Annotated in this window: 12 protein-coding genes; 4 read left to right on the plus strand and 8 right to left on the minus strand. The window is 35.3% G+C overall.

Translation table 11 applies throughout. The annotated features are described in order from the left end of the window. Nucleotides 1–263: 263 nt before the first annotated feature. On the minus strand, nt 264–1,772 hold the full coding sequence (gene glpK / locus ACFFIT_RS05140; protein ID WP_385876582.1) for a glycerol kinase GlpK: 1,509 nt from the start codon (nt 1,770–1,772) through the stop codon (nt 264–266). A 145-nt stretch (nt 1,773–1,917) separates the two neighbouring features. Beyond that, nucleotides 1,918–2,712 carry an MIP/aquaporin family protein gene (locus ACFFIT_RS05145; RefSeq protein ID WP_385876583.1) on the minus strand — a complete coding sequence of 265 codons (795 nt, stop codon included), beginning with the start codon at nt 2,710–2,712 and terminating at the stop codon, nt 1,918–1,920. Nucleotides 2,713–3,068: 356 nt separating this feature from the next. Between ACFFIT_RS05145 and ACFFIT_RS05150 the strand changes: the two genes are divergently transcribed. Both ACFFIT_RS05150 and ACFFIT_RS05155 read left to right on the plus strand, forming a co-directional pair. After that, a complete protein-coding gene (locus ACFFIT_RS05150; RefSeq protein WP_385876591.1) occupies nt 3,069–3,293 on the plus strand; it encodes a reverse transcriptase domain-containing protein in 225 nt (74 codons plus the stop codon). A 108-nt stretch (nt 3,294–3,401) separates the two neighbouring features. Beyond that, nucleotides 3,402–3,623 (plus strand): group II intron maturase-specific domain-containing protein, encoded by a 222-nt coding sequence (locus ACFFIT_RS05155; RefSeq protein WP_385876592.1) that lies wholly within the window; start codon nt 3,402–3,404, stop codon nt 3,621–3,623. Here ACFFIT_RS05155 and ACFFIT_RS05160 read toward each other — a convergent pair. Next, complete coding sequence (locus tag ACFFIT_RS05160; RefSeq protein WP_385876584.1) at nt 3,620–4,465, minus strand: IS3 family transposase; 846 nt, start codon at nt 4,463–4,465, stop codon at nt 3,620–3,622. The genes ACFFIT_RS05155 and ACFFIT_RS05160 overlap by 4 nt on opposite strands. Next, the gene (locus tag ACFFIT_RS05165; RefSeq protein ID WP_385876593.1) at nt 4,462–4,752 is read right to left on the minus strand and encodes a transposase; all 291 of its coding nucleotides are present in this window, start codon (nt 4,750–4,752) and stop codon (nt 4,462–4,464) included. The genes ACFFIT_RS05160 and ACFFIT_RS05165 overlap by 4 nt, the downstream gene beginning before the upstream one ends. Nucleotides 4,753–5,965: 1,213 nt before the next feature. On the opposite strand from ACFFIT_RS05165, the gene ACFFIT_RS05170 reads away from it, so the two are divergent. Continuing rightward, entirely contained in the window at nt 5,966–7,678 is a 1,713-nt protein-coding gene (locus ACFFIT_RS05170) for an amidohydrolase (protein WP_385876585.1), read from the plus strand. A gap of 223 nt (nt 7,679–7,901) precedes the next feature. Continuing rightward, the gene (locus ACFFIT_RS05175; RefSeq protein WP_385876586.1) at nt 7,902–9,248 is read left to right on the plus strand and encodes an APC family permease; all 1,347 of its coding nucleotides are present in this window, start codon (nt 7,902–7,904) and stop codon (nt 9,246–9,248) included. Nucleotides 9,249–9,476: 228 nt separating this feature from the next. Here the strand turns inward: ACFFIT_RS05175 and hslU are convergent, their stop codons facing one another. From hslU to metG, 4 genes are all read right to left on the minus strand, one after another. Beyond that, a complete protein-coding gene (gene hslU, locus ACFFIT_RS05180; protein WP_385876587.1) occupies nt 9,477–10,808 on the minus strand; it encodes an ATP-dependent protease ATPase subunit HslU in 1,332 nt (443 codons plus the stop codon). A 111-nt stretch (nt 10,809–10,919) separates the two neighbouring features. Continuing rightward, entirely contained in the window at nt 10,920–11,447 is a 528-nt protein-coding gene (gene hslV / locus ACFFIT_RS05185; protein ID WP_385876588.1) for an ATP-dependent protease subunit HslV, read from the minus strand. Nucleotides 11,448–11,578: 131 nt separating this feature from the next. After that, entirely contained in the window at nt 11,579–12,775 is a 1,197-nt protein-coding gene (locus ACFFIT_RS05190) for an SPOR domain-containing protein (protein WP_385876589.1), read from the minus strand. A gap of 201 nt (nt 12,776–12,976) precedes the next feature. Further along, entirely contained in the window at nt 12,977–15,088 is a 2,112-nt protein-coding gene (gene metG, locus ACFFIT_RS05195) for a methionine--tRNA ligase (protein ID WP_385876590.1), read from the minus strand. Nucleotides 15,089–15,534 lie beyond the last annotated feature (446 nt).

Genomic DNA, 15,534 nt, shown 5'->3' on the forward strand with positions numbered 1-15,534 from the left:
ATTATATGGTTGTACAGCTAAATAAACCCAAATTGATTAATTTATGACCTTAAGTACTTACAAATGTTAAAACACTAAATATTTAGTTTTACCAAATATTTAGTATTAAGAATTTTTTATTATGTTTTATGATTTTTCCAAGGTTTATACTTGAATGATAGAAAACAATCTTCTTGTACTTTACACAATATCAGAGTTCATTCATTGCATACCGTAACAAGAAAATTATTTCTTATAAAAAGATGTTAAAATTTTTTTCTAGATTAATCAATATCTATCCAAGACCTTGATCTTTCTACAGCTTTTTTCCATCCTTTATAGCGTTCTTCTCTTTCCGTTGTTTCAAATGTCGGTGAGTAACGTTTTTCAATTTCAGCTTTGCTTTTCACTTCATCCAGATCACTCCAAAATCCAACGGCAAGACCAGCTAAGAAAGCAGCACCTAACGCAGTAACCTCACCCATAACTGGTTTTTCCACAACAGCACCTAAAATATTAGATTGAAATTGCATCAAAAACTTATTAACAACAGCACCGCCATCTACACGCAAGGATTTAAGTCTATAACCTGCATCAGCTTGCATGGCTTCAATTAAATCTCTTGATTGAAATGCAATAGACTCTAGTGTCGCTCTAATAATATGGTTTCTATTAGCTCCCCTTGTCAAGCCAAAGATCGCTCCACGAGCATAAGGATCCCAATAAGGAGCACCTAATCCAGTAAATGCAGGAACCACATAAACGCCGTTAGTATCTTTTACTTTACCTGCAAAATATTCAGAGTCTGCAGCATCTGTTAATAGCTTTAATTCATCGCGAAGCCATTGTATTGATGCACCTCCTACAAATACAGCACCTTCAAGAGCATAATTAGGTTCACCTTTAGAACCAATCGCTAGTGTAGTTAATAATCCATGTGATGAATTTACAGGTTTTTTGCCCGTATTCATTAAGAGGAAGCAGCCTGTACCATAGGTATTTTTAGCCATACCTTCTTCTACGCATAATTGTCCAAAAAGAGCAGCTTGCTGATCGCCTGCGATACCAGCAATAGGTATACGAGTTCCGCCTTTTCCTCCAAGGTTCATTTGTCCGTAAATTTCAGATGAACTTTTTACCTCTGGTAGCATTGATTTTGGTATATTTAAGGCCGCTAAAAGTTTAGCATCCCAATCTAAATTATGAATATTAAATAGCATCGTACGCGATGCATTCGTGTAATCAGTGACAAATTTTCTACCCTGGGTCATTTTCCATACTAACCAAGTATCCACTGTCCCAAAAAGAAGTTCTCCTTTTTCAGCTCGATCTTGAGCGCCTTCAACGTTATCCAAAATCCACCTAACTTTGGTTCCTGAAAAATAAGGATCAACAACCAGGCCAGTATTTTCTTTAATGTAGTCTTCGAGGCCTTCATTTTTTAATGCTTCACAAATTGGTGCTGTTCGACGACATTGCCATACAATAGCATTATAAATCGGTTTACCAGTCTCTTTATCCCAGACAATCGTTGTTTCACGTTGATTAGTAATGCCTATTCCCGCAATTTCATCAGATGTTATATTTGCTTTTGCAAGTACCTCAACCAATACTGCACTCTGAGTAGCCCAAATTTCTAAGGGATCGTGTTCTATCCAACCAGCTTTAGGGTAAATTTGTGTAAACTCTCTTTGTGCAACGGCGATGATATTCGCATCGTGATCAAATACAATAGCCCTTGAACTTGTTGTTCCTTGATCTAAAGCAACAATATATTTTTTTATACCAGACATAAAAACTCCTTAATTTATAGGTGTTAAAAGGTTTTTGAAAATGAGTATTATTCTTCTTGAGTATTTTTGATTTCTTAGCTAAAAAAGTATCTAACGTATAGTTTAATTTTTGTGAGATCAATTTTTCAATTTAATAAGAAACAAATTAGTTTTTCTTTGGTAATGAATAACTAATAAAATAACGGTAAACTATTCCCCCAGTTAATGCTCCTAGAACTGGTGCGACGATTGGAATTAAGAAATAGGGAATTTCTTTACCACCTGTAAAGGTAATACCACCGTATCCAGCAAAATAAGTAAATAATTTCGGACCAAAATCACGTGCAGGATTCATAGCAAACCCAGTTAAAGGTCCCATTGATCCCCCTATGACAGCAATTAAAATACCTACTAATATTGGGGCTAATGGACCTCTGGGTAACCCATTGTTATCATCTCCAATTGCAAAAATTAAACACATTAAGATAAGAGTGATAACAAACTCGGTAGCAAATGCTTGCCCTAATGCCATTTTAGCATTTGGATAAGTTGAAAAAATGCTTGTTAAATCAAGACTAGAAATACTTCCTCTTATAATTTGATTTGTTTCTTCATAATCAAGAAATAAATTATAATAAAGTACGTAAACAATAGAGGCTCCAAAAAATGCCCCTGCAACTTGAGCTAGTATATATGCAGGTGCTTTTTTAACATCGAAATTAGAAAAAAAACACAATGCGATAGTAACCGCAGGATTAAGATGTGCTCCTGATACCCCTGCTGTCAAATAAATAGCTAGGGCGACACCAAACCCCCATATAATACTAATTTCCCACAGTCCTAATTGTGCTCCTCCTAATTTAAGAGCGGCAACACAACCAGTCCCAAAAAATATAAACAAAGCTATCCCCATAAATTCAGCAACAGATTGCCTAAGCAAGGTATGTTTAGTACTCATCATCTTCTCCTAGTTAAATATAATTTGATTTATCCTGTTAATATAATACTTTTTTCTTATTCGAAAACTAAATTTGAGCAAATACGTGAAATCACTCACGCTTTTTAAGGAAAATGTTGTTTTATGACCATTAATTGTATTTAAATATACCAATATAGTGCTATTTTTTAACATAAGATAAGACTGAATACTTAAACAAAAAATTTTATCAATGACCACTTAATTAGGTGTTGCTCTTATTTTATATTAAAAAATTGAACACACATAAAGTGATTAAGAAACAATCTGTTTAGCAGAAAAATATTGGATAATTCGTTTCGTAATTTGATAATCAGCATACAAAGAATATTATTGACAGTCTGCTTTTTGCATTTGATAAATGGTTAGAACGAGAGTATCCGCACTTACCATTTGAACTCTATGCTGATGATGCAATAATTCATTGTGTCTCAGAACAACAAGCCGAAGAAGTATTAGAAAAGCTAAACCAAAGAATGTTTGCTTGCAAATTAGAATTGCACCCTGAGAAAACGAAAATTGTGTGCTGTAATCCTAAGATTAATAAGGATATGGCAAACAATTAATTTGATTTTCTAGGTTTCACCTTTAGGCGAAGAAGAAGCGTTAATAAATACACTAATGAGACTTTTACCTCATTTCTTCCAGTCATAAGCAATAAAGCAAAGAAGGCGATAAAAAGTAAAATCAAATCATTTCCTTGGCAAGCGATGCTTCCAAAACGTTTAAACATAGTGGCTAAAATGATTAATCCTTATTTACATGGGATAATAAATTATTATAGCAAGTTCTATCCATCAGAATTAAGAGGCATATGGCAGACACTTGATACACGTCTTGTACTATGGCTGATGAAAAAGAGTGTAATGGTCAAGTTTTTTTGTGGGTTTTCTTAGCCTACTTTTAATAATTCTCTTCTTTTTTGTAATGGCGTCATGTAGCCAATTGCAGAATTGATCCTACTGTAATTATAATATCTGATATAACGCCCTACAGCCACTTCTACAGCTTGATGATTCATGAAAATTAAGTCGTCTAAATATTCGAACTGGATATTCCTAAAAAAACGCTCTTGGACTGCATTATCCCAGCAATTACCTCTTCGACTCATGCTTTGAGTTATCCCTCTATTTTTAAGGTATGTGCGTAATTTTCGTGATTTATATTGTGTTCCTTGGTCTGAATGAAATATTAACTTATTCATATCAGGTTTGCATGTTGAAATGGAGGAGGCTAAGGCATTAATAACTAAGCCTGTATCAGCAGACTCGGAGGTGGCATAACCCACAATTTCTTTATTTGCAAGGTCAAGTATAGTCGCTAAATAGCTCCAGCCTTTAACTGTTCGTATGTAAGTAATATCACTGCACCAGTGGGTATTTAATTCTGTTTCATTAAATTGTCTATTTAATAAATTAGGGATATCTGGCCTTACCTCGTCAGTTTTATATTGATGACGTTTTTTAGGAACTTTGGCTTGAATTCCTGCCTTTTTAATTAGTGAGCTGACCTTGTATATTCCTATTTTAATCCCATGTTTTTCTAATTCCACCTGCATTCTACGCTTACCATAGCACATGAAATTATCAGTATGAAATTGAGTTAACCGCTCAGTTATGTCAATATCACGTTGATTGATGACGGGTTTATAATAGTAGCATGAAATGGGCCCCTCCATTAAAGTGCATAGTCTCTCTGTTGATATATTAGGTTCTGCCTTACTAATCTTTTTAATCAACGCAATGCGGGATTGTCTTGTATGAATAAGGCTGTTGCCTTTTTTAATATTCGAATATCCTCACGAGCTTCAGCTAACTGTTTTTTAAGCTCAGAAATTTCTCTTTTGTCCTCATTTAATGGGATTTTCCCGTCGACAATCACACCTTCCTTTTCTTTTAAATACTGGCTTTTCCAGCGTGTAACGGCTGATTGGCATGCTCCTGATATGTCCATCACATCCTTTACTGTATAGCCATCTTCAAAGATAAGTTTAGCGAACTCATTTTTTCTGTTGAGGGGTAAAATTCATACGAATTTTTTTAGTCTCATTGGTCATGATAATGTCTCCTGTTTTATTGGTATTCTAGGCTATAAGTGCCTACAAGAAAACTATACCTCTACACATTCAGAACTCTACAGCATATGGCGAGTTCTAGATGAGCGCATAGTGAGATGGATAATGAGAAAGAGGAAAAAGTACAAATATGCGAAAGGTAAAGCCTATAAGCTGATTGAAGAAATAAAATCGAGGTTTATCACGGTGAGTTATTTGCACACTAGCAATTTAAATTACAGCCTCAAGCTTAACCAAAAATAGCTAAATAGAAGCACTTGCTTTTTATAATTATTTCCTATGTTTTAAAAAAAGGTCATTTTTTAACCTCTCTATATATTGACTCGTAGGGTTCTTCTAGCAGTCTAATGATATGCCTATGTTCTTCATCAAGACATTTGATATACACAGTCGTTTTATCCACTATCAAACATTTAATCTTGGTGAATTTCAAAAACAACCCATTCAACGTTGGATTATCTGTTTGTTTTTTTAAACTATTCGTGACAGTTTCCTTATTCTCTTATAGATGCGGCCATGAATGAAGGATCTTTTTATGAATCTGAACTCTCTTTCGGCTCTCTGCAGGGATTTATATAAGCTTAATAATTCATGCATATCTGGTGTATTATTAATATCATTCGTACTTAAGATGAATATGCCTAATTTGAGTTTGGTTTCCTCCAGCTTTGCTTCACAAATCTCTAGATTCGTTGTAATCGTGTACTTATAACCGACGGGCTCAGGATCTTTTTTAGGTGAACAACGACCTGAATATTGAGCGATTGAATGGTTATTTTTGAAATTCACCAAGATTAAATGTTTGATACTGGATAAAAAAACTTTGTATATCAGTTGTCTTGATGAAGAGCATAAGCTTATCATTAGACTGTTAGGAAACCTTTACGAGTTAATATATAGAGAGATTAAAAATGACTGTTTTTTAACCTAAGAAATAATTACAAAATATAGTGCTGAAAGACGGATTAATGGCCATGATTTATAAGGGAAAACCTTTTTTGGTATTGAAATGTTTAATTTTAATGCGCAGTCTATTTGATTTCATTTCTGCACAACTAACAATTTTGTAATATTTATTTAATTCAGTTTGTGTAAATATTTCTTTTGCTATAAATTTACGTTGCCAATTACTGGCATTACTAACTAATTTTATAGGAGCTATTTATGCAACTTAATACAATTTTTTACAATGGAAGAATATATACAGCTAATCTTAATAATTCAATGGTGAATGCCATTTGGATTAAAGATGGAATTATTCAGCAAGTAGGGGACTACGAAGAATTAAAAGTAATTATTGAATCGGATACAGAGCATTACGATTTGCAAAATAAAATCATTCTGCCAGGTATTATTGACAGTCATATGCATCCATTTTGGGGAGGTAAACAGATCAATGGGTATCATCTTAATTATGATGCTTTGACTATTGACGAACTCCTATCTAAGGTTCAAAGCTTTTTAGATGCAGAGCAAGATAAAGGGGCTGATGAATGGTTAAAAGTAACAGCATGGCAACGACAAAGTATGATCCCCGAAGGTACCGATTTAGATAACGATATTCTTGATAGATTAAACACTGTAAGACCTATAGTTGTTTTTGCAAATGATTGTCATACATTAGTTGCCAATTCTCGTGCGCTTGAACTCTTAGGTTTAAACCCTAACATGACCGATCCTCCGGACGGAAAAATTCGCAGAAATGAAGCGGGTGAATTAAATGGTGTATTAGAAGATGCCCCAGCAATGCGAGCGTTTGATAGCATTAAAGTCCAAATAGGAAAAAGTAATGTTGAAATAGCAAGGGAAGTACAAAATCTACTCAATCAGCAAGGTGTAACCACTATCATGGATGCGAGAGTATTTGAAGAACATTTAGATGCATTTGGTACACTTCAAGCCAATAATGAATTAACAGTCAGAGTGTTAGGTGCTAGAGAAGTTACTCCTGAAAAAGCCAAAACCAATGAATCGATTGAAGAAACTTTTAATCAGATAGTCGAATTTATTAATACTTATCATAATACGATTTACTCTCCTCAGCCAGGTATTCATATTCACCATATAAAATTCTTCATAGATGGTGTGCTTCAGTCTCCTATAACCACCGCCTCTTTGTTACAACCTTATAATCTTAAAAATATAAAGACGGGTGAATGGGAAGTGACAAATAACTATGGCGATCTTTATTTTACTCAAAATCAATTAGAACTTCTATTTAGAAAAGTGGCAGATCTAAAACTACATCCACATTGTCATACTGTAGGTGAAGGTGCCATAAATTCCGTTCTGCGTGCTACCCAAAAAATCAGAAATGAATATCCTGATTTAGATTTCAGACCTGGCCTTGCACACAATGAACTGGTTGCTGAACATCAATTTGAACAATTTAAACTCCTTGATGCGATTCCTGTATTGTCATTTCAATGGTCAGGCTTGACTGAAGAGATGGCGGAGCAGGAGAGAAAGAAACTTGGGGATGAGAGATTTATCAATCTAGAACCAATTGCAAAATTTATTGATAGGGGGGTTAAGATAGCTTACGGCAGTGACTGGCCGATAGATAGATTAGATGAATGGTATAATTTACAAGTGGGTATCACTCGCCAAATTTGGGATACGGATGCTGATCAATTAGCCGGCCCCGTGCTGGATAATGATAGAGGGCTATCAATATTTGAGGCAATAAATGCAGCAACTATTAATGCAGCATTCATGCTTGGAATGGAAAAATATATAGGATCTTTGGAAGTGGGTAAATTTGCTGATTTGATCATTTTAGAAAATGATCTTTTCAATTTTAAGCCTGAAGAAGTGTTTAAAACTAAAATAGAAAAAACAGTGGTTGGTGGGAAAATAGTGTTCACTAATCAATGATATAAAGTCACGGTGCCTCATAAATCAACAATAGAATTGAGTCATTGGTGCTACGCTATTTAGGTAATTTAACACTTGAGTAGGGAAGGGCATTTATATTGATTCGTGTGATAAATGACAGCACTGTGCCTTTGACTTATTTTAATTAACAGTAAGGCCGCTAGGATCAACTAGTAGGTCTCGCTCGTTTTAAATTTTAATTTAAACATATTAGGACTTAAAAATGACAGTAAAAAATACTTCTTTAAAACGCATATTATCAACCAAAGGCTTAGTCTTATTTGGCTTGGCTTATATGGTGCCATTAGGCATATTTACCACTTATGGCCAGGTGACTGTTCTCAGTGAAGGGAGATTACCACTTGCTTATTTAATTACTATAATTACTATTTTATTTACTGCCCTTAGTTATTGTCATATGACAAGATCACTACCGCTAGCCGGATCGGCATACTCTTACGTAAGAACTTTGTTCGGCAGTGAATTAGGTTTTCTGGTTGGCTGGGCACAAATACTTGATTATTTATTTATTCCCATTTTAAACTATCTGGTTATTGGGCTCTATTTGAATGAGGTTTTTCCGGATATTCCTAGCGATATTTTTATATTGGCAGCCATAATCAGTGTCACAACGCTAAATATTATTGGAGTTAGGGTACTTACCTCTGTTAATTTTATATTGATATCTTCTCAGATATTTTTTATTGTGGTTTTTCTATTTTTGGGATTGAGTGACATTGAGCTAAATATGGAAGATCTCTTACGTCCGATTGATATTTCTTCTGGGACAACTAGCTCTCTTTTTTCAAGTGCTGCAATTTTATGTCTTGCATTTTTAGGCTTTGATGCAATTGCCACAATGGCTGAAGATACTGATAATCCAAAGAAAAATTTACCTAAGGCAATTATAACAACGGTTTTAACAGCGGGTTTTCTTTTTATTATTATTTCCTATGTTGGGCACTTAGTCTATCCTGATTGGAAAAATCTTATACCCATCCAAGATACCGCAGGAGTTTATATCTCTGAGTTCATAGGGGGGGCTTTCATGGCAAAGTTTTTTCTTGCCACTTATTTAACAGGAGTGTACGCTTCTGCTATGTCCGCGCAAACTAGCGTTTCTAGAATATTTTTTGCTATGGGAAGAGAGGGAGTTTTGCCAAAGAAAATATTCTATCGGTTACATAATAGATACAAAACCCCCTTTATTGCAATAATTATTGTTGCCTGCCTGTCTTTGACCTCTCTGAAACTTGATTTGAATTTAGTGGTCTCTATGATCAGTTTTGGGGCATTAGTGACTTTTACCTTTGTTAATATTTCTGTGATTAAGTTATTTATAGTTGATCAGAAAAAATATCAAGCCTTAGATATTATTAAATACGGAGTATTTCCATTATTTGGTATTTTCATGTGCATTTGGCTCTGGACAAGTTTGGATTCCACTGCATTTAGGGCAGGGGTAAGTTGGATTGGCTTTGGTGTATTATATTTGTTATATCTTACCAGGTTATTTACTAAGCCAGCGCCATCGATAAGTCATGATGAAATTGAAGAAATCATAAAATAGAATTTTTTGACTAATTTATAAATCAATACGAACTGAGCCTGACTTAGTTTTAGATTAAAGATCTTAATGTGTCTAAGAAACTATAGATTGTATTGAGGCTAAAAAAATACTCTTATCAAATTCATTTGATAAGAGTAACTTCTATAAATGGATAAAATGTTTTTGCCCTTTTATCCATTTAATAGACTAACAGTATTGCATTAATTACTTCAATTATTGTTCTTGGTATTACAGAATAAAGCGACTTAAATCTTCATTTTCGACTAATGCATCAAGATGCTTGCTCACATACTCGGCATCAATCGTTACTGACTGGCCCGTCATTTCAGTGGCATCATAAGAAATATCTTCAATTAGACGTTCTAGAACGGTTTGTAGCCTTCTTGCACCTATATTTTCTGTAGTCTCATTGACCTGCCAGGCAGCCTTAGCAATGTTGCGAATCCCATCTTCAGTAAAATCGATTGTAACACCCTCTGTTGCAAGTAATGCCTTATATTGAGTGGTAAGAGAAGCATTAGGTTCTGTGAGAATGCGCTCAAAATCTTCTACAGTTAATGCTTTAAGCTCCACTCGTATAGGTAATCTACCTTGCAATTCAGGGATCATATCTGATGGTTTTGCAACCTGAAAAGCACCAGAGGCGATGAAAAGGATGTGATCAGTTTTTACCATGCCATGCTTAGTGGATACAGTACAACCTTCAACCAATGGGAGTAAATCTCGTTGTACACCTTCACGTGAGATATCAGCACCTGAGGTTCCGCTTCTTTTACAAATTTTATCTATTTCATCTATAAACACAATACCATTTTGTTCAACAAGATCGATTGCTTGTTGCTTTAATTCTTCTGGATTAACAAGTTTAGCGGCTTCTTCGTCGACTAAAGTACTTAAAGCATCTTTAATTTTCATTTTACGAGGTTTTTTCTTGTCATTAGACATATTTTCAAAAAGAGATTGCAGCTGGTTAGTCATTTCTTCCATCCCTGGTGGCGCCATGATTTCGACCCCAACAGGTGCATTGCTGACCTGAATTTCAATTTCCTTATCATCTAATTCACCAGCTCTTAATTTCTTTCTAAAACTCTGCCTAGCAGTAGATTGAGTGTCAGATTCAGCAGTATTACCCCAGTTATCTTTCGGGGGTGGAATTAAAATATCAAGAATTCTATTTTCTGCTTGCTCTTGCGCGCGATGTCTATTCTTTTCAATTGCAGAAAGTTTAACCATTTTTACTGCAGAATCAGTAAGATCTCTTATGATTGAATCGACTTCTTTACCAACATAACCTACTTCTGTGAATTTAGTTGCTTCTACTTTAATAAATGGGGCATTAGCTAATTTAGCTAATCTGCGCGCAATTTCAGTTTTACCTACACCAGTAGGGCCAATCATTAGGATGTTTTTAGGTGTTACTTCTTGTCTCAAAGCTTCATCAAGTTGCATCCTTCTCCAACGGTTTCTTAGGGCAATAGCTACAGCTCTTTTCGCTTCTTTTTGTCCAATGATGTGAGAGTCAAGTTCACTCACAATTTCTCTGGGGGTCATTTCAGACATAATTATTTCCTTCTTTTGCTATCGAATTCAATTTGAAACGATAGGACTTAGCTCAATATGTAATAGACTAATAGTGAATAAAAGCAATTTTATCAAGGATTAAGGCTAAATTTATTTTGCTTTAATCTCTTCAAATACATGGTTATGGTTAGTATAAATACAAATATCGCCCGCTATAGAGAGTGATTTCTGGGCGATAGTCATTGCATCTAACTCTGTATTTTCTAATAATGCCCTTGCAGCGGCTTGAGCAAACGCGCCACCTGAACCAATCGCAATCAGATCATCTTCTGGTTGAATTACATCGCCGTTACCTGAAATAATCAGTGAAGAAGTATCATCTGCAACGGCCAATAAAGCTTCTAATTTTCTTAGCATACGATCAGTACGCCAATCTTTTGCCATTTCAACTGCCGCTTTCACCAAATGTCCTTGGTGCATTTCAAGTTTTGCCTCAAAACGCTCAAACAATGTAAATGCATCTGCAGTACCTCCAGCAAATCCAGCTATGATTTTATCGTGGTACAGGCGTCTAACTTTTCTGACGTTACCCTTCATGACAGTATTACCTAATGTAGCCTGTCCATCACCGCCAATGACAACATGCCCATTTCTTCTGACACCTACGATTGTAGTCAATTTAGACTCCTTACTTTAAACATAAAGTGATAGTGAAAACAAACATCATCCTACAATAAAAAAACGCACATACAGTGCGTTTTTTTATGTGTTAATTTATATATGGGGATGATTAATCCCAATTTCAAGTCTTAGGGTGCAAGAATAATACAACCAGGGACGCCTGCAGCTTGAGTTCTAGGTAATAAACTGTTGGCATCTTGCCTAGAAGAATAGGGTCCTACCATAACACGATTATATTGTCCTGCTTTTACAACTCTTGCGGGTATACCTTTAAACGCGAGTAATGCTTTGAGGCTTTCTGCTTTAGTTACATCAGCAAAAGAACCACATTGTAGCTGCCAACCTGAACCCGTTGTACTGACAGGTACGTTTCTTGTTTGTTCTACTTTTTGTTGAGCAATTACCTTGGCTTCTTCAGCTCTTTTAGCCGCCTCTTCTCTTTCTCTTCTAGCTTGTTGTTCAGCCAGCAAGCGCTCTTTTTTTGCTTTTTCTTCATCAGCTTTTTGTTTTAAGCGGGCTTGTTCTTGCGCCGCTTTCTGCTTTAGAATCGCTTGTTCTTCTGCTTTTCTGGCCTGCTCTTGAGCTAATTTTCTTTGTTGTTCCAATGCTTCTTGATCAGAGACTTGGTTAGGTTGATTTAGACTACCACTACTTAAATTATTATCAGAGGGCATCACATTTGTTGAGCTTTGCACTGCGCCATTACTCGGTAATGAAGCTAATTCATTCTCTAAGGCATTAATTGCGGAATTATTTGAATTACCGATTGACTGATTCGATGGCTCATTATAACTGGGCTGTACTAAATCATTTGGATTTTGTGAATAGATACCATTGTTAGGCAATTGCGGCTCTCCTAATGGAGGAAGCGCAGTTGTTGCATTGTCCAGTTGAGTACCTAATGTACCTTCTGTAGGATTTATTTGATTAGGCGTCGGGTTAGCAATAATTTCTCCTGTGGTTGGATCTATTTGTTGTGCAATCAAAGCATTTAATGCTTCTTGCTCCAGACTAGAAGCATCAAGAATTGAGTCATCAACAGGGCGACTACCACTTTCTAAATCGTTGATATACTGCCATTTATCAAGAGGAGGTGGCGGAACGCTCTCGGTTGATTGAGCCATTTGTTGTGCTACTTCTTCTGCAGGTGCATTGTTCATAATGTAATATAGTACACCGACAAATACCATTAGAATTAAGAGGATAATCGCGATTAGAATATACGGCGATTTACCCCGGGTTTGTCTATGAGCCACGGGTGCATTTCTGCGATTTTCATTTCGTGCAGGTCTATTTTTTGAGGAAATATAGTCTCTTTGTGCCACGTTCTAAACCATTAAATTAAATGTTAATTGATTCACAGTATGCGATTATGCATCGGGAAACTGTGTCTGAGATGATGAATGTACAATATTTATTCTGGTAAGTCATCTATTTAGTGCTTTTATTGCTCTTAATTAAATGACTTACCAGTTTAGCATATTTTCAAAAAAACAAAAATAGACTGAATGACTATTCTGTTTAAATTAAGAAATAATCATTCCTGGTTTTGCTCCAATATCTGGGGAAAGTAAATATATGTCTTTGTCCCCTGCACCTGCAGCTAAAACCATGCCTTCTGACACACCAAAGCGCATTTTTCTAGGGGCAAGGTTTGCAACTAAAACGGTCAGTTTTCCCACTAAGTCATTTGGAACAGGGTAAGCAGCCCTAATTCCTGAAAATACTTGTCTTTTTTCCGTTCCAATATCAAGAATAAGTTTCAATAATTTGTCAGAACCTTCAACAAATTCAGCTGATTCAATGCATGCTACCATCAATTGAATTTTAGCAAAATCACTAAAATCAATTATGCCATCAGTAGATTTGTCTTTGGCTGAATTCGTTTTGTTTTCATTTTTTACTGAAGCTGAACCATCAGTTTTGACTGATTTAGCCGCTACAGTTTCTACATCTTTTTTAGAGGCTGTGATTAATGCATCTAGCTGTTTTATTTCCAGTCTTGAATAAAGCGCCTTAAACGGTAAGATTGTATGATTTATAATTGGGCTATGGAGTTGTTCCCAATTGAGATCAAGCTGCAAGAATACAGCACTTTTTTTACTGAGTTCAGGCAAGACTGGGGTAAGATAAATCATCAGTATTCTGAATAATTCTATTCCCATTGTTGCTACTTGTTGAAGCTTGATAGCATCTGCTTTCTCGTCTGATTTTGCTAATACCCAAGGGGCATTTTCATCGATGTATCGATTAGCTAAATCGGCTAGTTGCATTATTTCACGCATTGCTTTAGATGCTTCATTATTTTCGTAAAAATATGCAATTTTATCTGCTGCCTCAACAAATGTCTTATGTAGGGCTAAGTCATCTATTTTATCGGCTAATTGATTTTCAAAACGCTTGTTAATAAAACCTGCGTTTCTTGACGCCAAATTGACCACTTTATTGACGATATCAGTGTTAACTTTTTGGATAAAATCTTCAAGATTCAAATCAATATCATCTACACGGTTTGTCAGCTTTGACGCATAGTAATAACGAAGACTGTCTGCGTTAAAGTGTTCTAAATAGGTTTTCGCTTGAATAAAAGTACCACGCGATTTAGACATTTTCGCACCGTTGACAGTCACATATCCATGAACATTAAGTTTACTCGGTAATCTAAACTCACTGCCATAAAGCATGGCTGGCCAAAAGAGGCTATGAAAGTAGACAATGTCTTTACCTATAAAATGAATAAGCTCAGTGCTTGAGTCTTTGTGCCAAAAATCATCAAAATTAGCCTTTTGAGGATTATTATCACAATAATGCTTAAATGACCCCATATAGCCAATAGGTGCATCAAGCCATACATAAAAGTATTTGCCTGGTGCATCTGGGATTTCAAAACCAAAATAGGGCGCATCGCGACTAATATCCCATTGTTGCAAACCTGTATCAAACCACTCTTGAAGTTTATTGGCAACCTGTTCTTGTAGAGTGCCCGAACGAGTCCATTTTTGAAGCATGTCTGAGAATGCGGGGAGGTCGAAAAAATAGTGTTCAGAATCTTTTTCAATAGGTGTGCTTCCAGAAAGAACCGATCTCGGATTAATTATTTCTGAGGGTGAATAAGTTGCTGAACACACTTCACAGTTATCACCATATTGATCTTCCGCCTTACAACGAGGGCAAGTTCCTTTAACAAATCTATCAGGCAAAAAAAGATTTTTTTCGGTATCAAATAGCTGTTTTATGACTCTGGTTTTGATATGACCTTCAGCTTTTAAACGTTTATAAATCAGTTCGGCAAAAAACTTATTTTCATCACTGTGTGTTGAATGATAATTATCGAAACTTATATTAAATCCTTTAAAATCATTTAAATGATCTTCACGGCTTTGCTTGATGAGTTCTTCTGGTGTTATTCCCATCTCCTGAGCCTTAAGCATTATTGGAGTACCATGGGTGTCATCTGCACAGACAAAGTGAATGTCTGTGCCTCTTAGCCTTTGGTAACGCACCCAAATATCAGCTTGGATATGTTCAAGCATATGTCCAAGATGAATAGGGCCATTAGCATAAGGAAGAGCACAAGTTGTTAGTACTTGTCTATTTTTATAAAAATCATCAGTTAATTTAGTTGTGAAGTCTGTCATTATAAACTCTTGAGTACTTAAAAATGAAATAAGATTAATAGAAAATAACAATTTATATTGCTGTAATTATAGAGGATAAATGTGATTATTGATAGTCATCATTCGCATTGATTCCTTGAGCAACACTTACCGACTAAACTCCATTTTTTAATCGATTTGTTTAAATGATGGTGTCTCGTCTTGATTATTTCTAAGCCAAATATATATCCAAATACCGTTGTTGTTATAAAAAATAAAAAGAATATTTTTCTCATTTATTCGCAGAAGATAAAGTAGGGAATAATTACAGTGAGTATATATTTTTAGCCATCTGAATTTAAAAGATTAAGTAAATATATTTAATCATTATTAACAATGGAAAAAAACCATTTATAATAGGCAATTGATTGTGTGCTGTGAAGTTAGCTATTAGGTGGCTAACATGCTTTACCTAAGATGGTGGTAGG

The sequence above is a fragment of the Thorsellia kenyensis genome, from assembly GCF_042432445.1.
In the GTDB taxonomy this organism is placed as follows: domain Bacteria; phylum Pseudomonadota; class Gammaproteobacteria; order Enterobacterales; family Thorselliaceae; genus Thorsellia; species Thorsellia kenyensis.

What these genes read in the sequence shown, in the direction of transcription:
- glpK (WP_385876582.1), bottom strand. Translation starts at nt 1,772, where the DNA reads ATGTCTGGTATAAAAAAATATATTGTTGCTTTAGATCAAGGAACAACA.
- hslU (WP_385876587.1), bottom strand. Translation starts at nt 10,808, where the DNA reads ATGTCTGAAATGACCCCCAGAGAAATTGTGAGTGAACTTGACTCTCAC.
- ACFFIT_RS05170 (WP_385876585.1), top strand. Translation starts at nt 5,966, where the DNA reads ATGCAACTTAATACAATTTTTTACAATGGAAGAATATATACAGCTAAT.
- metG (WP_385876590.1), bottom strand. Translation starts at nt 15,088, where the DNA reads ATGACAGACTTCACAACTAAATTAACTGATGATTTTTATAAAAATAGA.
- ACFFIT_RS05175 (WP_385876586.1), top strand. Translation starts at nt 7,902, where the DNA reads ATGACAGTAAAAAATACTTCTTTAAAACGCATATTATCAACCAAAGGC.
- ACFFIT_RS05145 (WP_385876583.1), bottom strand. Translation starts at nt 2,712, where the DNA reads ATGATGAGTACTAAACATACCTTGCTTAGGCAATCTGTTGCTGAATTT.